General features: G+C 63.8%; 18 protein-coding genes. 10 read left to right on the top strand and 8 right to left on the bottom strand.

What is annotated here, in order from left to right; translation table 11 throughout:
* Positions 1–11: 11 nt before the first annotated feature.
* Positions 12–1,190 carry a toxin-antitoxin system YwqK family antitoxin gene (locus DT070_RS04760; protein WP_122954374.1) on the bottom strand — a complete coding sequence of 393 codons (1,179 nt, stop codon included), beginning with the start codon at positions 1,188–1,190 and terminating at the stop codon, positions 12–14.
* The gene (locus DT070_RS04755; RefSeq protein WP_122954373.1) at positions 1,187–1,792 is read right to left on the bottom strand and encodes a MarC family protein; all 606 of its coding nucleotides are present in this window, start codon (positions 1,790–1,792) and stop codon (positions 1,187–1,189) included. Before DT070_RS04755 ends, DT070_RS04760 begins: the two co-directional genes overlap by 4 nt.
* A 313-nt stretch (positions 1,793–2,105) precedes the next feature.
* Between DT070_RS04755 and DT070_RS04750 the strand changes: the two genes are divergently transcribed.
* Genes DT070_RS04750 through DT070_RS04740 form a run of 3 tightly spaced genes read left to right on the top strand, consistent with a single transcriptional unit; the run spans position 2,106 to position 4,875 of the window.
* Positions 2,106–2,969: a PhaM family polyhydroxyalkanoate granule multifunctional regulatory protein gene (locus tag DT070_RS04750; protein WP_122954372.1), complete on the top strand. Its 864-nt coding sequence runs from the start codon at positions 2,106–2,108 to the stop codon at positions 2,967–2,969.
* A complete protein-coding gene (locus tag DT070_RS04745; RefSeq protein WP_122954371.1) occupies positions 2,969–3,553 on the top strand; it encodes a TIGR02466 family protein in 585 nt (194 codons plus the stop codon). The genes DT070_RS04750 and DT070_RS04745 overlap by 1 nt, the downstream gene beginning before the upstream one ends.
* 29 nt (positions 3,554–3,582) lie before the next feature.
* Positions 3,583–4,875, top strand: a complete 1,293-nt coding sequence (locus DT070_RS04740) for an FIST N-terminal domain-containing protein (RefSeq protein ID WP_122954370.1) — start codon at positions 3,583–3,585, stop codon at positions 4,873–4,875.
* Positions 4,876–4,989: 114 nt separating this feature from the next.
* Here DT070_RS04740 and DT070_RS04735 read toward each other — a convergent pair whose 3' ends face one another.
* Together DT070_RS04735 and DT070_RS04730 are read right to left on the bottom strand one after the other, a co-directional pair.
* Positions 4,990–6,147 carry a hypothetical protein gene (locus DT070_RS04735; protein ID WP_122957251.1) on the bottom strand — a complete coding sequence of 386 codons (1,158 nt, stop codon included), beginning with the start codon at positions 6,145–6,147 and terminating at the stop codon, positions 4,990–4,992.
* Positions 6,148–6,380: 233 nt separating this feature from the next.
* Complete coding sequence (locus DT070_RS04730) at positions 6,381–7,112, bottom strand: helix-turn-helix transcriptional regulator (protein ID WP_122954369.1); 732 nt, start codon at positions 7,110–7,112, stop codon at positions 6,381–6,383.
* Between the two features lie 113 nt (positions 7,113–7,225).
* Between DT070_RS04730 and DT070_RS04725 the strand changes: the two genes are divergently transcribed.
* The 6 genes from DT070_RS04725 (at position 7,226) to DT070_RS04700 (ending at position 13,121) form a co-directional block, all read left to right on the top strand.
* Positions 7,226–8,134 (top strand): hypothetical protein, encoded by a 909-nt coding sequence (locus DT070_RS04725; protein ID WP_194965960.1) that lies wholly within the window; start codon positions 7,226–7,228, stop codon positions 8,132–8,134.
* On the top strand, positions 8,131–10,080 hold the full coding sequence (locus tag DT070_RS04720) for an MFS transporter (RefSeq protein ID WP_122954368.1): 1,950 nt from the start codon (positions 8,131–8,133) through the stop codon (positions 10,078–10,080). The genes DT070_RS04725 and DT070_RS04720 overlap by 4 nt, the downstream gene beginning before the upstream one ends.
* Before the next feature lie 114 nt (positions 10,081–10,194).
* Complete coding sequence (locus tag DT070_RS04715; RefSeq protein ID WP_122954367.1) at positions 10,195–10,662, top strand: YiaA/YiaB family inner membrane protein; 468 nt, start codon at positions 10,195–10,197, stop codon at positions 10,660–10,662.
* Between the two features lie 31 nt (positions 10,663–10,693).
* Positions 10,694–11,152 carry a hypothetical protein gene (locus tag DT070_RS04710; protein WP_122954366.1) on the top strand — a complete coding sequence of 153 codons (459 nt, stop codon included), beginning with the start codon at positions 10,694–10,696 and terminating at the stop codon, positions 11,150–11,152.
* Between the two features lie 36 nt (positions 11,153–11,188).
* Positions 11,189–12,001, top strand: coding sequence for a DUF2145 domain-containing protein (locus DT070_RS04705; protein WP_122954365.1), 813 nt, complete (start codon positions 11,189–11,191; stop codon positions 11,999–12,001).
* 37 nt (positions 12,002–12,038) lie between these two features.
* Positions 12,039–13,121: a zinc ribbon domain-containing protein gene (locus DT070_RS04700; protein WP_122957250.1), complete on the top strand. Its 1,083-nt coding sequence runs from the start codon at positions 12,039–12,041 to the stop codon at positions 13,119–13,121.
* A 171-nt stretch (positions 13,122–13,292) separates the two neighbouring features.
* On the opposite strand, the gene DT070_RS04695 is transcribed toward DT070_RS04700, so the two are convergent.
* The gene (locus DT070_RS04695) at positions 13,293–14,294 is read right to left on the bottom strand and encodes an aldo/keto reductase (protein ID WP_122957249.1); all 1,002 of its coding nucleotides are present in this window, start codon (positions 14,292–14,294) and stop codon (positions 13,293–13,295) included.
* Between the two features lie 253 nt (positions 14,295–14,547).
* On the opposite strand from DT070_RS04695, the gene DT070_RS04690 reads away from it, so the two are divergent.
* Positions 14,548–15,036: a hypothetical protein gene (locus DT070_RS04690; RefSeq protein WP_194965961.1), complete on the top strand. Its 489-nt coding sequence runs from the start codon at positions 14,548–14,550 to the stop codon at positions 15,034–15,036.
* Between the two features lie 12 nt (positions 15,037–15,048).
* Here the strand turns inward: DT070_RS04690 and DT070_RS04685 are convergent, their stop codons facing one another.
* Genes DT070_RS04685 through DT070_RS04675 form a run of 3 tightly spaced genes read right to left on the bottom strand, consistent with a single transcriptional unit; the run spans position 15,049 to position 18,187 of the window.
* Positions 15,049–15,840, bottom strand: a complete 792-nt coding sequence (locus DT070_RS04685) for a distant relative of cell wall-associated hydrolase (protein WP_122954364.1) — start codon at positions 15,838–15,840, stop codon at positions 15,049–15,051.
* 54 nt (positions 15,841–15,894) lie between these two features.
* Positions 15,895–17,676, bottom strand: coding sequence for a glycosyltransferase family 39 protein (locus DT070_RS04680; RefSeq protein ID WP_122954363.1), 1,782 nt, complete (start codon positions 17,674–17,676; stop codon positions 15,895–15,897).
* Complete coding sequence (locus DT070_RS04675; RefSeq protein WP_122954362.1) at positions 17,663–18,187, bottom strand: GtrA family protein; 525 nt, start codon at positions 18,185–18,187, stop codon at positions 17,663–17,665. The genes DT070_RS04680 and DT070_RS04675 overlap by 14 nt, the downstream gene beginning before the upstream one ends.
* Between the last annotated feature and the right edge of the window lie 5 nt (positions 18,188–18,192).

Genomic DNA, 18,192 nt, shown 5'->3' with positions numbered 1-18,192 from the left:
GAGCGCGAGGGCTACCTGGCAAAGGCTTTGCGCGACCCATCCTCGAACACGGCATCGTCGCGCATCAGTTTTCCTTCGTCATCCCAAGCCTTCTCGCGCGTAATGCGCCCGCGCTCGTCGTAGCTCGATTCACCCACCAGCTTGCCGGCCTCGTTGAAGTGCTGGTGCGTGCCCAGCGGGAGCTGGCGGTAGCGGTTGCCCGCGCTGAAGCGGCCGGTGCGGGCGATCTTTCCGCTGTCGAAGTACTCGGTGGTTTGCAGCCAGGCGCTGTCGCCCTCGCCGCCGAATTCGGTTTTGCTGCGGGGCTGGCCGTTCAGGTAAAAAGCCTGGTCGCTCACCGGCTTGCCGCCGGACCATTGCCTGTCGCGCGTCAGGGTGCCGCTGTCGGCAAATTCCTGCTCGCGCTCCTTGAATGAATTCCGCAGCGTCTGGCTGTCCAGCAGCCACCGCACTTCGCGCCGCTTGGTGCCGGCGTTGTTGAAGAAGCGCTCGGTGCGCGTGCTGCCTGACACCTCGTCCTGGTAGTCCGGCTTGCCGCTGTCGCCCAGTGTTTCGTGGCGAATGCGTTTGCCCGCCAGGTAGCTGCTGCGGGCGTTCAGCACGCCTTTGCTGTTAAAGAGCTCGACCTGCGAGGCGCCGCCTGAAAAGCCGCACCAGCGGGCGTCGTCTGCCGGGGGCGCCAGCAAGGCCTTGTCGCCGCAGCGCATGTATTGCAGCTGGCCGCGGTCGTTGAACTCGGCGTACGCCTGCTCGGTACTGGAGCCGCCGCTCTCACGCAAGGCGTAAAAGGTGATGCGCTGCAATTGGCCGTTGGCGTGAAAGCTGCGCGACAGGCCGACCTGGCTGCCGTTTTCATAAGTGCTGTCGCGCAGCACCTGCCCGCCGGGCGCAAATTCGCGCGAGCGGCCGTGCTGGTTGCCGCGCTCGTTCACGCTGTAGTCGCGCTGCAGTTTGCCTTCGCCGTAGTAGCGCACCACGCCCATGAACTTGCCGTTCTGCAGTTCCTGCTCACGCACCATCTGGCCGGAGTCGCGGTCCTTGCAGCGCATGAGGCCGGTCTTGCCGGCGGTGGTGCCGCCGTGATTGGGGTTAACGCTTTCGCCGTTGACTTCGCAGTCCTGCACCGCATGCGCCCAGGCCGGCGCCAGCAGGCAGAGGCCGAGCAACGCGAGGCGGTGCGCGGCGATCATGCGGCGGCCCCTGTCTGGGTGATGAAGAGGCGTATGCCGCGCAAAAACATCTCGACCGAAATCGCCACGAGGATCAGGCCCATGAGCCGCTCAAACGCCATCATCACGCGGTCGCCTGCCACGCGCTGGATGCGCTCGGACAGCACCAGCACCACCGCGCACACCGCCATGGTCACGCAGAGTGCGGCAATCCACTCCAGCCGCCGCTCCGGCGCCTGCGACACCAGCAGCATCACGGTGGCCAGCGCCGACGGGCCGGCCAGCGCGGGGATGGCCAGCGGCACGATCAGCGGCTCGCCCTGCAGGGGCGCGGACTCGGGCTGGTCGGACGGGAAAATCATGCGCAGCGCGATCAGGAACATGACGACGGCGCCGGCGATCTGCAGCGAGAGGTCGCTGAGGTTCATCAGGCGCAGGAAACCGTCGCCGACAAACATGAAAGCCAGCAGCAGCAAAAACGCGATCAGCACTTCGCGCAGGATGACGTACATGCGCCGCTCGGGCGCCACGCCCTTGAGGGCGTTGGCAAAGATGGGGATGTTGCCGAACGGGTCCGTGATGAGCAGCAGCAGCACGGTGGCAGAAGCAAAGGTGTAGGCCATGGCGCAAGCTTAGCAGGGCGACCGCGTTTTGGCGGGCGTTTGCCTTCCCTGCGATGCTTCGCTTTGTTGCGGGGTTGTGAGGTGATTGCTATTAAATAAAGAGCATACTGTCAATGATGTATGCGGGCTACAGCCTGTTTTGATCATAAAAACCGGGCGGGCGTGGTTGATCCGGCTGGTTGTGCCGTTCACTGCTTGGGAGGACAAAAACCGGTTGACGCGCCGCCGGGGCGCTGCACAATGAAGGTGTGGCCGGCCCGTCCCGGCAGCCCCATGATCGATGCAATAACGCACAACTTGCCAGGAGACATTCATGAGTGACGCAGACAATCCTTCTTTCCCCGGCTTTGGCAAGCTGGTGCCCGGCTTCGATTTTTTGCAGAACCTGGCCAAGCAGGCGGCCGGCAGCGCCACGCAGAACATTCCCCAGCTGCCCAACCTCGGCAACTGGGTGGCGCCCACGCTCAACGTTGAAGAGCTCGACAAACGCATCGAAGAACTCAAGGCCGTGCAGTTCTGGCTCGACCAGAACGCCACCGCCCTCAAGGCCACCATCCAGGCACTCGAAGTGCAGAAGATGACGCTGGCCACCCTCAAGGGCATGAACTTCAACATGGGCGATGTCGCCAACGCCTTCAAGCTCAAGGTCGCCGACAGCGTGGCCGGCGGCGTGCAGCGTGTGGCCGACAAGGCCCGCACCTTCTCGGGGCTGGAGGTTCCGCCGACGAGCTTTGGCACGGCCAAGCCCGCCGCCAAATCAAAAGCCAAAGCGCCCGCCGCGGGCAAGGCCGCTGCGCCGCCGGCCGGCGTGGTCGACCCGATGCAGTGGTGGGGCGCGCTCACCCAGCAGTTCCAGGCGATTGCCACCGATGCGATGAAGGACGCCGCCAAAAAGACGGCGATGGATACGACGAAGAGCCTGGCCACCGGCCTGGCCAAAGACGCGATGAAAACCGCCACCGGCGTGGCCACAGGCATGGCCCGCAACATGGCCGAAACGGCCGGCAAGACGGTGGCAGGCGCCGGTCGCGCGGCCATGAACACGGCGCTGCGCAGCAGCCAGGGCTGGCCCACGCCGGCTGCCGGCAAGACCGCCAGCAAGACCGCCGCCAAAACGGCCACCAAACCAAAGCCCAAGGCAAAGGCCAAACCGGCCGCCCGTAAATCCCCCCGCTAATGAGCAACGCTGTTATCGACACCTGGTTTCCCACCTGCATTTACCGGGCGGACGACATCGTTTCCGAAGCGCAGAACAAAACAGTCCTCGACAAAAGCCTGGCTTTGTCGGAAACCGTTGAATCCGGCGGCAAGGGCTGGAAGTGCAACACCTACAACTCGCGTGGCACCTACGACCTGTTTGCCGACCCGGACTTCAGTGTCATCCTGGGCGAAGTCACCAGCCGGGTGAATGAATTTGCCAAGGTGTACAACTCTTCCCACCTGTACCAGTGCTCCTCCGCCTGGTTCAACGTGGGCAGGGAGCATTCCTACCAGGAGTACCACGTCCATCCGAACAGTGTCTTCAGCGCGATCTACTACGCCTCCAGCCCGGAAGGCGCAGGCCCGGTCGCGTTTGAAAAACCCGAGCTCGACATGTTTCCCGTCAAGGACATCGAGTCCCGGAACATGTTTACCTACACGTCCTGCACGTATGCCGCCAAAGAGCGGATGCTGCTGATTTTCAGGTCGTCCCTGAGGCATATGGTCCAGGTCGGGAGCAACAAGGCCCCAAGGGTTTCGCTGTCATTCAATTTCCTGTAATTTGCGTTCATCCTTTCAATCCGCAAACCATGAAACTCTTTCCCTACGGCCACGCCACCCACCCGCAATGGCAGATGGCGGCCGGCCTTGTGCTGGCGCAGCTGCGCGCCTACCTGGCGCTGCCCGGCTACGCCAGCTCGCCCACGCTGGCGCTGCTCTACATCACCGACCACTACGCGGCCCATGCGCAGGACATCCTCGACCACCTGAGCGCCGAACTGCCCGACATCACCGACTGGAGCGGCACGGTGGGCGTGGGCATCGCATCCAACAACGTCGAATACTTTGACGAGCCGGCCCTCACGGTCATGCTGTGCGAGCTGCCGCACGACCAGTACCGCGTGTTCTCCGGCGTGTCGCCCTTGCCGCCGGCCAGCAGCGGCCGCTTCAAGGCGCACACCGCGCTGGTGCATGCGGATGCCGGCACGCCCGATGTGGCCGAACTGATTGACGAGATGGCCCAGCGCACCGGCAGCGGCTACGTGTTCGGCGGCCTGGCCTCCAGCCGATCCAGCACGGTGCAGTTCGCGCTCAGCGGGCATGGCAACGTCAAGGGGCAGGGGGCGGCGGGCGGCGTGTTCAGCGGCGGCCTGAGCGGTGTGGCCTTCGGCCAGGGCGCGGCGCTGATGTCGCGCATCACCCAGGGCTGCCGGCCGGTGTCGGCAGACCATGAAATCACCGCCTGCGAATCCAATGTGGTGACCGGGCTGGACGGCAAGCCAGCGCTTGACGTCATGCTGGCGGACCTGGGGGTGTCGCTTGATGAACCGCGCGAGGCGCTGGCCAAAGTGCGCACCACGCTGGTCGGCCTGACCCGCCCGGACGACATTCCCAACGACGGCGCGGCCCAGGCCGCATCACGTCGGGCGGGCCAGTTCGGCGCCGAGGTGCGGGTGCGCCACCTGATCGGGCTGGACCCGGCGCGCCGCGGCATCGCCATTGCCGAAGTGCCGGCCGTGGGCATGATGCTGGCTTTTTGCGAGCGCAACATGGAGGCCGCACGCGCCGACCTGGTCCGCGTGTGTGCCGAGATCCGTGAAGAACTGGAGCCCGAAGAGGTGACGCTGGAAATTGCCAGCGCCTTGAGCGCTTCGGAGGCCGAATCGGCGCCGCATGCAGCGCGGCGCATCGCCGGCGCGATTTACGTCAGCTGCTCAGGCCGCGGCGGCCCGCACTTTGGCGCGCCCAGCGCCGAGATGCAGATCGTGCGGCGTGCCTTGGGTGATGTACCGCTGGTGGGTTTTTTCGCCGGTGGCGAAATCGCGCGACACCATCTCTATGGCTATACCGGTGTTCTCACGGTGTTTACAGCACTCCAATAGGCTTACACCTATCGGACGTTCAATGCGTGTAGCGCCTTTTCCCCTTTCAGGGGACGGTGCCTTTCGGCCGGCAAAGCCGGACCGCGGCACCCGGCTTGAGGGGACCGTGAGGTCTTATAAGAACTGGGCTTCGAGTAGCTCCACGGGGTCGCCGTAACGCGCGGCCATCGCCACCACCGACGGATCGCGCAGCGCGCACAAAAAGCCGTCCTTGATCAAGGTGTTGTTGCCCGCGGTTACGGTGCCGTCCAGCGTGATCAGGTCCATGTGCACCGGCGGCTCTTCCCAGTCGGGCATGACGCGGCGGATGTAGTCGCTGGGCTTCGCCAGGTCGATGCCGAAGTGCAGCGCGCCGGGTGCGTTGGAGCCGGCCGGGTACACCGTGTGGCGCGGCGCCTTGGGGTTAAAGCCGCAGCCGCCGCCTTCAATCATGCGGCCGCCGACCAGCATCTCGCGCAGGATCACGGCTTCTTCCGAAATGCCGTCAACGGACGAAATCGTGTCGCCCTCAAAGCGCACGGCGATTTTTTCTTCAAACGGCTTGGCAAAGCCGACCGCCCATTGCGGGTACAGCACACCGGCCATGGGCACCACGGCCTTGAAGTCGTTCTTGACCGAGTTGTGGTCCCACAGGTTGGGCCCGTGCGTAGGCAGGTAGTGCACATAACAACCGTCTTCCTCGGCCGTCATCTGGCCGCGCCAGCGGTTGGTGGACAACTGGTTGGCGCGCATCGCCTGCGTGAAGCTGATGCGGAAATCGCTGCCGCGTGCGTCGGTGAAGCGCAGGTCGAAGTCGCCCTCGGTCGGGTAACGGCTGGCCGTGCCGCGGATGATCTCGCCGATGACATCGACCGGAAAACGCGCCTGCGGTGTATGCAGCAAATCCAGGTTGCGAAAGTAGGTGATCTTCACCCAGCGCTGCCCGGCGCGGCGCAGGTTGATGCACAGCGGATCCAGGATGGAGCAAAACCAGGTTGACACCACAAAGGTGGCCTTCTTCAGCATGGCGTGCACTTCCTCGGGCACCGCAGTGACCTGCGTGCTCGGCTCCATATAGATACGCACTTCCGCGCCGCGCGATTTGGCAATGCCGATCACGGCGTCAATGACACGTGGGTCCAGCAACGGGTCCGCCAGCATCAGCACCCGGTCCCCCGGGCGTATCGCCATCACCCGCGAGAAGTTGTCCAGCGCCTGGAAAAAGTACTTGGTGTCGGTCAGGTTGGCGGCTACCGGAATGGGCAGGCCGACATAGGTGGAGGTGTTGTTCATCGTGGGGTTGTTGAAGATTGCATGCACAAAATGCTCGCACAAGCTTTAATTGGCTGAATATTACCAGTAAACCCTAAATTTTCTTAGTTAGCTAATGTAATTGCATGCAATATGGCTCAGGCAGCCTCTCGACCCGAATACCAGCGGGCGCCACGGGTCTGGCTTCGCCGGCCCTAGGCGCCGCCCCCTTGAGGGGGGAACGGGCTACACGAAGTGAGCCCCGGACGAGGGTGTTACCTTCTTAGCGCCGCAAAAGCTTCGAATTCCCAGCTGCGCATGGCCAACAGGAGTGTGAACCCCTCGCGGTCCTTCTCCCCCAGCTTCTGGTCGGTCTGGTGCTGCTGGGCAAAGTCCTGTGCAACGCGTTGCATGCGCTCCAGGAATGAAGGCGCCAGGCCGCGGCTGATGGAGCCGTGCACCAGCAGCAGGCCTTCGCCGTTGCCGTCAAAGCCGCCCGAAAAATAGTCGAGCAAGGCGTTCTCGCGGAAGTAGTCCATCACCGGGCCGTGCGGGCGCCAGCGGAAAGTCTTGGCCAGCTTGAGCCGGTAGCGGTTCAGGGGCTTGAGCTCAATGATGCCGATGCGGTCCAGCTGCGCCAGGTATTTGATGCACTCGGCTTCCGACACCCGGTAGCTGGTGGTGATCTGCTCCAGCGTCCATTGCGACAGCACACAAATGGCGGCCAGCAACAGCTTTTTGTCTGCCACTACGGCTTTTTCCTGTGATTCGGTGAGTTCCGCCAGCAGCGGCTGTGTGTCGGCCACGCGCCGGGCCAGGTCGGCAAAGTCGAGCTTGAGCGCGCGGCAGATGGCGTCAATGCGCGACAGCGGCATATCGCCCTTGGCCAGCATGCGCTTGACGCTGGATTCGGCCATGCCCAGTTTGCCGGCCAGGTCCGCGTACGTCATGCGGGCGGCCTTGAGTTCTTTTTTGAGGAGGGTGACGAGGTCGGCGGTGGTGCTCATGGGTATCGATTATCGGTACTTCGGGTTTGAATGGTTGGCACTGGGTTGAATTTTGATGCTTTTGACCCTATGCGACCGGCACAGTCCAGCTCACTTAACCCAAGGAGCCCCGCATGCAAACCACCCCCATCACCCCTCACCGCCGGGTCGAGCCGCTACCGTGGCACGCGCGCCCGGCCGCGCTTGTCTGGCGACGCGAATGTGCGCTCGTCGCGGTGGTTCTTTTGCTGTTGACGGTGGCGCTGCTGGGCCCTTCAGTGGCACAGCCTTCGCACTATCACGCCTTTGCCGACCAGCGCAGCTGGGGCGGGCTGCCGCATGCGATGGACGTCATCAGCAACCTGCCGTTTGCCTTGTGGGGCATGGTGGGTGTGTGGGCGCTGCTGCGGGCGGTGCGTGCGCGGGCCGTCAGCGGTGCTGCCGCAGCCATGGCCGCGCTCTTTTTTGGCGGCTTGTGGGTGACGACGGCCGTGTCTGCGGCTTACCACCTGCAACCTGACGATGCGGGCCTGGTCTGGGACCGCGCCGGCATGGTGCTGGCGTTTGCCGGCTTGCTGGGGCTTGCCGCGATGCAGGCGGTCAGCACCCGCGCGGGCCTGGCGCTGGCGGCCGCGGTGCTGGTGCTCGGGCCCTTGTCGGTGTTCGCATGGTCCTTGACGGGCAATGTGTTGCCGTGGGCGGTGCTGCAATTTGGCGGCATGGCGCTGATCCTGTGCTGTGCCTTTGTGCGGCCTGCCCAGGTGCGGGCACTGCCGGTCCGTTGGGCGCTCCTCATTGCGATCTACGCGCTGGCCAAGCTGCTGGAGCTGGGCGACCACGCGGTCTATGAATGGACGGGCCAACTCGTGTCGGGCCACAGCCTCAAACATGTGGTGGCCAGCTTTGCCGCGTGGCCCGTGGTGTCGGCGCTTCTGGCTGCCCGGAAAAGCAAGGCAGAATCCAGAGCACTGTCTACAAGAGAGCAGGCCCGCCGTTCGGCCAAAGCCCGCCGCACAACAACTGAAACGAGGAGTCAAGCATGAGTGTTGATCAGGCCGCCCCGGTGTCGCCGCCACCCCTTCACGAGCACCCGAACCAGTTTGCGCTCCTGAAGCAGCGCCGCTTCGCGCCGTTCTTCTGGACGCAGTTCTCAGGCGCGGCCAACGACAACCTCTTCAAATTTGCCTTTACCGTGATGGTGACCTACCAGCTCAGCGTGAGCTGGCTGCCGCCGGCGCTGGCCGGGCTGGCCATCGGCGCGCTGTTTATCCTGCCGTTCCTGCTGTTCTCGGCCACCAGCGGCCAGCTCACCGACAAGTTTGAGAAAACCCGCGTGATCCGCTTCGTGAAGAACCTGGAAGTGGTGATCATGCTGATCGCCGCGGCCGGTTTCATGAGCAGCAACCCCAACGTCCAGGTGCCGGTGCTGCTGGGCTGCACCTTCCTGATGGGCCTGCATTCCACCATTTTCGGCCCCGTCAAATTCGCCTACCTGCCGCAGGCGCTGAATGAGCGCGAACTGACCGGCGGCAACGGCATGGTGGAGATGGGCACCTTTGTGGCCATCCTGCTGGGCCAGGTGGTGGGCGGGTTGATGGTGGCCGTGCCCCAGGTCGGGCCGGATTATGTGGCCATTGCCTGCGTGGCCCTGGCCCTGCTCGGCCGCCTTGTTTCGCAGTTCATTCCGCTCACACCGGCGACCGACCCGGAGCTCAAGATCAACTGGAACCCGGTGACGGAAACCTGGCGCAATTTGAAGCTCGCCAAAGAGAACACCGTGGTGTTCCGCTCCATGCTGGGCATCAGCTGGATGTGGTTTTTCGGCGCGGTGTTTTTGAGCCAGTTCCCGAGCTTTGCCAAAGAGGTGCTGCACGGCAATGAGCAGGTGGCTTCGCTGCTGCTCGTGGTGTTTTCCATCGGCATCGCCACCGGGTCCCTGCTGTGCGAAGTACTCAGCAAGCGCCACGTGGAAATCGGCCTGGTGCCCGTGGGCGCCATCGGCATGAGCGTGTTTGCGATCGATCTGTACTTCGCATCGCGCGGCCTGCCTGCCGTGGCCATCATGAGTGTGGGCGACTTCATGTCGCAGCATGCGCATTGGCGCGTGATGATTGACCTGGCGCTGCTCAGCCTGTTTGCAGGCCTGTACAGCGTGCCCATGTACGCGCTGATCCAGCTGCGCAGCCAGCCCACGCATCGGGCGCGCATCATTGCGGCCAACAACATTCTCAATGCGCTGTTCATGATCGTCAGCGCCATCCTGGCCGGCGCGTTGCTCAAGGCCAACTTCAGCATCCCGCAAATCTTCCTCTTCACCGGCCTGGCCAATGCGGTGGTGGCCTTCTACATCTTCATGCTGGTGCCTGAGTACCTGCTGCGTTTCATCGCGCTGATCGCCTCGCGGCTGGTCTACCGCTTCAAGATCACCGGCGACGAGAACATCCCGGCCCAAGGCGCGGCCGTGCTGACCTGCAACCACGTCAGTTTTGTCGACCCGGTGCTGCTGATGGCCGCCAGCCCGCGCCCCATCTATTTCGTGATGGACCACCGCATCTTCAAAATGCCGGTGCTGGGCTGGCTCTTCCGCCTGGCCAAGGCGATCCCGATTGCGCCGCGCACCGAAGACCCGGCGCTGTACGAAGCGGCTTTTGAAGCAGCGGCCAAGGTGCTGCGTGACGGCGACCTGCTGGCCATCTTCCCGGAAGGCGGCATCACCAAAAACGGCGAGCTGCAGGCCTTCAAGGGCGGCATCATGAAGATCCTGGAGAACGCCGAGCGCGATGGGCTGCAGGTGCCGGTGGTGCCCATGGCGCTGACCAACCTGTGGGGTTCCTTCTTCAGCCGCGTTGAAAAAGGCAATGCCATGGTCAAGCCTTTCCGCCGCGGGATCTTCAGCCGCGTGGGCCTGAACGCCGGGCCCGCGCTGGCCGCGGCACAGGTGCAGCCCGAAGCCCTGCGCGCCCGGGTTGAAGCGCTCCTGAGGGTCTGAAGTATCAATAGTCGATACCCTGGAGTCATTTTCGGGAAACTGTATCGCTATCTGCATTGGTTTTGAGGGGCCCGGGCGCACATTAAGGGCTCCTCAACAACCTCAAAGGTTTTTATGCAGACGCTGATACACCGTGACTCCAAACCCTGGCAATTGCAGGTCTGGGTTTCTTTCCTGATCGCTGTTTTCCTCTGCGCCGTGGGCTTGTCTTACCTGCCCGGCAAGGACCTGGACCGCGCCTTCATGGTCATGGGTTATTTCTTCTGCCTGTCGGCCGCCTTTGTGCTGGCCAAGTATGTGCGTGACCAGGAGCAAAGCCGTGCCGAAGGCCGGATGACCGACACCCCGATGTTCAAGCTGGTGGTGTGGGGCGGCTTCTTCCTGGCGATGTCGCTGACCGGCTGGGGCCTGTGGCGCATGGAGATCAATGAAACCTACAAGGCCTTCCTGGGTGTGAGCTGGCTCTACCTGATCACCTGCACCTTTACCCTGGCCAAGACACTGCGCGACCGCCACGAAGCCGATTTGAGCGAAGCCCGCCTGGCCGGCCGCGCGTCACGCAGCCAGTCCGCCGGCGAATAACTGAACCCATAAAAGTACACAGGAGTCCATCATGAAAAATCGATTTGCTACATATTTGATAGCTGCATGTGCAGCATTCACGCTGGCTGGAGCCGCATTTCATGCCCAAGCCCAGTCGGAGGCCTCGGCCCTGAGCGCGGTCTCTGCCCTGCCGGTGGCCTCGGTGGTGGTGGGCGCCAGCGCGGCGGCCGGCGCCGTGGTCGCGCTGCCGGTGGTGCTGTCCACCGCCGGCACGGTGCTGGTGGTCAAGACCGTTGAAAGCACGGCGCGTGGCACGGTGTACGTGCTGGAGCGCGCCTCCGACGGCGCACGCGCCAGCATTGAAGTGGTGGGCAAAGGCGTTGCCGGTGTGTCCATGGTGGCCGGAACGGCAGTGGTGGTGAGCGTGGTGGGCGCGGGTGTTGTGCTGTCCGCCGCGGGCGAGGCGATTGCCTTTATTCCCAATGCGCTGGGCCGTGCCTTGCTGCACAACGAACGGCTAACGCAGTGATATCGAAACCTTCTTGAGAAAAAACGGAATCACACCATGAAGATACTGAAAGCTTTTTTGCCGCTGTTGCTGGCGGCCTTGTTCGCCGCTACGGCGCCGGCCGCGTATGCCGGGCGCTCCTGCGAAGCCCGCAAGACCACGCCGCAAACAGTAGAGCGCGGCATGACGCTGGCCGAAAAGACGCTGGCCTCGCTCAACGCCAGCGGCGAAAAAGTCGTGATCCTGGCGCGTGCCGGCCAGGACCTCAGCAAGTACGGCGTGCGCTACTCGCACCTGGGCCTGGCCTGGCAGGTGCCCGACGGCCAGGGCGGCATGACCTGGCGCGTGCTGCACAAGCTCAACACCTGCGGTACCGGCGATTCGGCGGTTTACCGCCAAGGGCTGGGCGAGTTTTTCCTGGACGACCTGTGGCGTTATGAGGCCGCCTGGGTGGCGCCCGCGTCCGACATCCAGGCGCGCCTGCTGGTGCTGCTGCAGGACCCCGGCCGGATGACGTCCATGCACCACAAGCCCTACAGCATCGTGAGCTACGCCTGGGGCAACCGCTACCAGCAGTCCAACCAGTGGGCGATTGAAACCCTGGCCGCCGCCATGGAGCCGGGCGTGACCACGCGCGAAAAAGCGCAAGCCTGGCTGCAGTTCAAGGGCTACGAGCCCACCACGCTCAAGCTCGGCCCCTTGACCCGGCTGGGCGGGCGCATGACAGCGGCCAATGTCGCCTTTGACGACCATCCGAACGAGAAGCGCTTTTCGGACCGCATTGAAACCGTCACCGTGGATTCGGTCTTCAGCTGGATGCAGCGCACCCGCATGACGGATGGCAAGCCCGTGACCATCGTCAGGCTGTGACCGCTTGGTTTTTCATTTTCACAAGAAGGAGATCGCCATGGCCAATACCTTGCGACTGACGGAAAAATGGATGCACCGTGGCCTCTGGCTGGTGGCCCTGGTGTTTGCCGGTTTCCTGATCGGCCTGGGCGGCACGGTGGTGGGCGACTTGCCCAAGGTAGAAAAGCCGTTGTCGCTCGACGACTACATGAACCCCGTTGCCACCAACGCAGTGCGCAACACCATCAGGATTGCGGAGCGTGCCGAGCGCGACGCGCAGGCCGCGCTGGAGCAGGCCCAGCTCAAACGCCGCGCGGCCCAGGCCGACTCGGCCGCGGCGCGCGAGACCTTCGACAACTGGCTGTCCACCCGGCGTGCCACACAACTGGCCGAGCAGGACACCGAGCTGCTGTCGCGCACACGGGCGCTGGACACGCTGAAAGACCGCGAGCGCGCAGCCGGTGTTGCGGTAGAGGCCCAGCAGCAGGCCGCGCTGGATGCGCGGCAAGGCGCGGCGCGTGAACGCCGCAAGCTGGCCGAAATGGAAGAAGCCGCTCAGGTGCTGCTCAATGCCGAATACCGGCGCGTGGAGCTGCGCGTTTTCCTCTACCGACTGGCCCTCACGCTGCCGCTGCTGGTGGCCGCCGGCTGGCTGTTTGCGAAGAAGCGCAAGACGACTTACTGGCCTTTTGTGTGGGGCTTCATCTTCTTTGCCGTGTTTGCGTTCTTTGTGGAGCTGGTGCCTTATTTGCCGAGCTATGGCGGTTATGTGCGCTACATCGTGGGCATCATCGTCACGGCGCTGGTCGGCCGGCAGGCCATCATTTCGCTGAACCGCTACCTCGAAAAGCAGAAGCTGGCCGAGCAACTGCCGCACGCGCAGCGCCGCGAAGAGCTCAGCTACGACACGGCGCTGACGCGCTTGTCAAAGAGCGTGTGCCCCGGCTGCGAGCGGGCGGTGGACCTGAAGAACACGGAGATCGATTTCTGCCCGCACTGCGGCATCGGCCTGTTTGACCACTGCTTCAAGTGCACCACCCGCAAGAGCGCATTTGCCAAGTTTTGCCACGCCTGCGGCGCCACGGCGGACAAACAGCTCAAGCTGCCGCAGACCGGTGCGGACGAAGCACCGGCGCTTTGAACATGGCACTTAGAGACATTACTGTTCGTTTAAGGCCGTTCGCCCTGAGGTATCGAAGGGCTGCTCGCACGCGCAGAGAGGGCCTCGATACGCCGTCAGGCGTACCCCGTCCTGAGCCTGTCGAAGGGTCAGCCCGAACGGTTTTTCGGGTCTGAACGAACAGTACTGCGCTTAGAGAGGGCGGCCGAAGAAGGGGTAGCCCGGGTCGTTGTAGCCATGGCTGGACGCATGGCCGGGCACCACCAGCTCGTTGACAAAGGCCTCGTCGTCCTTGTCCAGCACGATGTCGAGGGCGCCGTACACATCTTCCAGGTGCGGCAGCGTGCGCGGGCCGACGATGACCGAGCTGATCAGCGGATTGGCCAGCACCCAGGCCGCGGCGAACTGGCCGGGCACCTGGCCTTTGGCTTCGCAGCGCGCCTTGATTTTTTGCGCGATCACCAGTGACTCCTCACGGAATTCGGTTTCCAGGATGCGCTTGTCGCCGCTGCCGGCGCGTGTGCCCTCGGCCGGCGGCTGGCCGGGCGGGTATTTGCCGGTCAGCACGCCGCGCGCCAGCGGGCTGTAAGGCACGACACCGATGCCGTAGTGGCCGCAGGCCGGCAGGATCTCGACTTCCGGGCCGCGGTTGAGTAGGTTGTAATAAGGCTGGCACACCGCAGGTTGCGGCACCCCCAGCTCCTTGCACAAGCGCACCACTTCGGCAATGCGCCATCCCCGGAAGTTGGACAAACCAAAGCTGCGCAGCTTGCCTGCGCGGATCAGGTCACCCAGCGCGCGCACCGCCTCTTCAAGGTTTTCCTCGTGGTAGTCGCGGTGCAGGTACAGGATGTCCAGGTAATCCGTCTGCAGCCGCGCCAGGATGGCGTCGGTCTGCTGCAGGATCCAGCGGCGCGAATAGTGGCTCTCGTTGACGGCCTCGCTCACCGGGTTGCCCAGCTTGCTGGCCAGCACCCAGTGATGCCGCTGGCCGGCCAGCAGCTTGCCCACGTCTTTCTCGGACTGCCCCTGGTTGTAGACGTCGGCGGTGTCGATGAAGTTGAGCCCGTGCTCGCGGGCCGAGGCCACGATGCGCCCCGCCTCCTCAAACGGCGTTTGTTTGCCGAACATCATGGTGCCCAGGCACAGGGCGGAGACTTTGAGGTTGCTGTTTCCAAGGCGGCGGTATTGCATGGTCGTCATCTTTGCGGAAAAAAGGAGAAGCCGTGATGGTGCCTGAGCCTGCGGCTTTGCGCTGCGGGCCGGTATTTCGGTGGGGGAGCGCGTGGTGCGTGATGCTTTTCACGCGGGTGCCTGTTTTCGATGAAGTATCTGTTTTTGATGCTTTTCGTACGGCTTAAAGCTTCTTGTATCTTTTAACGAACCTTTTTGATGGCCGCGCTCCACACTGCCTCCACAAGCATGTGCTTGGGCCTTCGGGTAATTTATGAAGATCGATTCGTCCCTGTTTTCCTTGTCACGCTTCTCGCCTATCTCGGGTCTCTCGCGCCGTGCGGCCCTGGCCGCCGCGGTCCTGGGTGCCACGGCCCTGACCGGCTGCTATGTGGTGCCGGTCCAGCCCGCCCATCCGGTCACTTCCACGGTGTATGTCACACCGGCGGTTCCCGCCACCACGACCTTCGCGGCGCGGCTGTATCCGGCCAACGATGTGGCCAGGGCTTACGGCATGGTGGGTGCGGTGGTGACGAACGACATGAACGGGCGCGGCACCTTCACCACCACCATCAACGGCGAGAGCTTTACCGGCGAAGCCACGCGCATTGCAGGCTCTTCAACGCGTGAAGGCGTGGCCAACGGCTCGGGCAACCGGGGGAGCTACATCAGCTGCCGCTACCAGATGAACTCGTCCACCCTGGGGACCGGCCAGTGCAAGCTGTCCAACGGGGCGCAGTTCACGATGCACGTGGGCGGCTAGGCGCCCCGGCCCTTACTGCCCCAGCTGCTCCGCTGCCACCATCAGCGGGGCGGCCTTGAGGTGGCCTACATACTTCAGCGGCTTGTGAATCATGACGGAGGGCACATCGCCTTCCCGCATGTGCAGCAGGTCGCCGGGGTTGATCAGGCGCGGGTCGGCATCGGTGAGCGGCAGGCCCGCGCTGCGATACGCCTCCAGGATGAATTGCGAGCAGAAGAACTGGTCGTTGCGGCCCAGCCCGAGCTGCACGGCCGCAATGCCGCGGATGCAGAAGTCCCGCACCAGGGAGGGCACGAGCGGCAACTCGCACATGCGCCGCTCCAGCGCGAACGGCGCCTGCAGCATCACGCCGAGGTAGTTGTATTTTTTGCCTTCATGGCTGGCTACAAAGGTGTTGATCTGGACTGCCTGCCCGGCCGTGAGGTCGGGGTGGCGAAAGGCCACCACTGTCGCTTCGTCTTTCAGCATCGCATCCACACTTCGAATGCGTATGCCCGAGCCCACGGCTTCGGCGATTTGCCGGTTGCCCATGTAGATCGCGGCGTGGCTGACGGGCGAGAGTGTGATGAGGCGGATGCCAACCGAGTTCAGGCCGTTTTCCGCCGTGAGGATGATGTCGCCTGGTTGCAGTGCGTCGGCCTCGATCAGCTCGCCGCCGTTGCCGGGGTTGAGCGCCATGCTCTGGAAGTCCAGCGTGGGGGCGCCGGTGGTTTCATGCGGCTTGATGGCCGTGGCGCAACCGCCCAGCGTCAGCATGACCGCGGCCAGGGCGAACGCCCCTGCAAATCTCGGGAATCGGGGCATGGGTGTCCTCTTTAAAACGGGGCGGGATTGAACGGGTGGGCGGTCACACAGGGCTCACGGAGCAGCCCGCTCGACCAGATATTCTTTGGCGTACCAGAAGGTCTCGGGCGACTTGAAGGCGCCCAGCGTGCCTTCTTTTTCGTCCTGGCGCGAACGCAGGTCCCAGCGCTCGTCGATGATGCGGCAGGCGTCGCAGGGCTTTTGCCCGACACGGCGCTGCACCAGCGCGTAGCGCGTGGTTTTGAAAAGCGCGTCGACGTCCTGATAGTCCACCGGCTGCGCGGCGAAGTAGGGGACGATTTTTGCGCCGGGGATGATGAACTCGTAGCGCTCGAAGTGGCCGTTGAAGTTGCTCGGCACCGACACTGCCTGGCCTTTGAGCAGCGCATTGGTTTCGGCACGGAAACGGCCCATGTCGCCGTTAAAGGGGAGGGTGACCCAGGCCAGCGCAAACAGCACGGCAAAACTGCTGAGCGCGGTGATGGGGCGCGTCCACGCCGGTTTGAACATGCCGACAACGCAGGCCACAGCCAGCCCGCCCAGAAAGAGCCAGTACAGCGGCGAGTAAAGCCAGGTGTCTTGTGTGGCACGCACGCCGCCGTAGCCGATCAGGCCCATGGCAAGCGCGCCTATGAGGCAGATCACCAGCGTGAGGCTGAACCAGATGCGCGCGATGCGGTCCCAGTACAGCGCAATCAGCACGGCCAGCGCCGGCATGGCGGGAATCAGGTAGCGCGTGGAGCGCTGCGTGGGCACCATGAACACCAGCGCGAAGGCCAGCAGCCAGAGCCACATGGCTTTTTCCGTGTCGCTCACCGTTTGCCCGGTGCCCTTGCGCTGGCGATAGCCGCGCCACGCCGCCACAAAACAACCCACCGCCACGGGCAGCAGGAAGAGGGCATTGGAAAAATAGCCTGTCAATATCGTCAGCACGCCGCTGCTGCCGCTGAACGCGATGGCGAAGTAGCCTTTTGACGAGTTCATCTTGCCGGCGTTTTCCCCCACGACAAACTCGCGCCAGACCTCGCCCGGTTGCGGGTCGATGGCAAACCACAAACCAAAAATCGCCAGCGCCAGCACGCAGATCGCCGTGACCTTGACGCCGTCGGCCACGATGCCGGGCCGCAGGAGTTGCCACGGTGCCTTGCGTGCGCCCAGGGTCTGGTAGCACAGCGCGAGTGCAAAGCCGACCGGCACCACCATGACAAAAGACTTGTAGAGGCACCCGATGCCGACGGCAATACCGGCCAGCAGCGGGAACTTCCAGCGCGAAGCCAGCAATTTGGCGGGTGACCAGGCAATCGCAAACATCACGCCGAACAGCCAGAAGGTCTCTGGTGCGCTGGTGAGGTAAGGCCGGCCGTAGCGGTAGGTGCTGAAGAAGGACAGGTAAATGATGGCCGCGATGGCGCCCATGGCCAGCGCGTGGCGGCTGCGGTCTTCTGCGGGGGCTGCCGGTGCGGCCGCATCGTCGCCGCGGATCACCTTCCAGGCCAGCAGCGCGGTCATCAGGGTGATGGCCCAGGTGTAGGCGATGCTGGGCAGGCGCAGGTTCAGCAGCGTCCAGTGTTCACCCCAGCCGCCCGCCACCATGGCCTGCCAGAACAGCACGGGCGGCTTGGTGTTGCGCATGAAGTCGTAGGAGCTCACCAGCGGCAGCCATTTGCCGGTCCCGGCCGTGAGCTTGGCGATGTGGGCGTAGACCAGCTCGTCGCCGTTGCGCGGGATGTGGTCGCCGCCCAGGCCGAACAAGTACGCCAAAGCCACCAGAAGGGCCAGCCCTATCCAGATGCGGTGGACGGGCAGGCGGTGCTTCAGGGGCTCAAGGTTTGTCATGGGTATCGGGCGAGGGGGTTTCGTCGGCCACCACAATTTTGGCGCGGCGGCGGAAAGTCATGCGGTCGTTGGCGACAAAATTGCAGACGCTGGACAGCACGATGGCCAGCACATTGGCCAGCAGGTAATGCATGTACATTGCCAGCCATTTGGTCAGCAGCGACTGCAGCACGATGGCCAGGCCGGCGGCCATCACGTATTTGCCGAACAGGAAGAGCGCCGAATGATGGACTTCGTGTTTGCGGTCGCGCCAGGTCAGGCGGCGGTTCCAGTAGAAGTTGCTGATGGTGGCGACGGTGATCGCCAGCGCGATGGAGAAGTTGAGCCGGTCGTGGAAATCCGCAATGTGGCTGAACAAAAACTCCTGCGCGAGATACAGCACAGCGAGGTTGACCACTGTGCCGCTGGCGCCCACTACGCCGAACTTGATGAAACGCCAGCGCACCATGGGTTGCAGGCGTTCGGGCAGGCGCCGGATGACGGCCTCGGCAAAAGATCGGAGTGCGGACATCGGGA

Origin of the sequence: Polaromonas sp. SP1 (assembly GCF_003711205.1) — a bacterium.
Taxonomy (GTDB): Bacteria; Pseudomonadota; Gammaproteobacteria; order Burkholderiales; family Burkholderiaceae_C; genus Polaromonas.
Note: the sequence above shows the minus strand (reverse complement) of the source record. Positions and strands in the feature narration are given on the sequence as shown.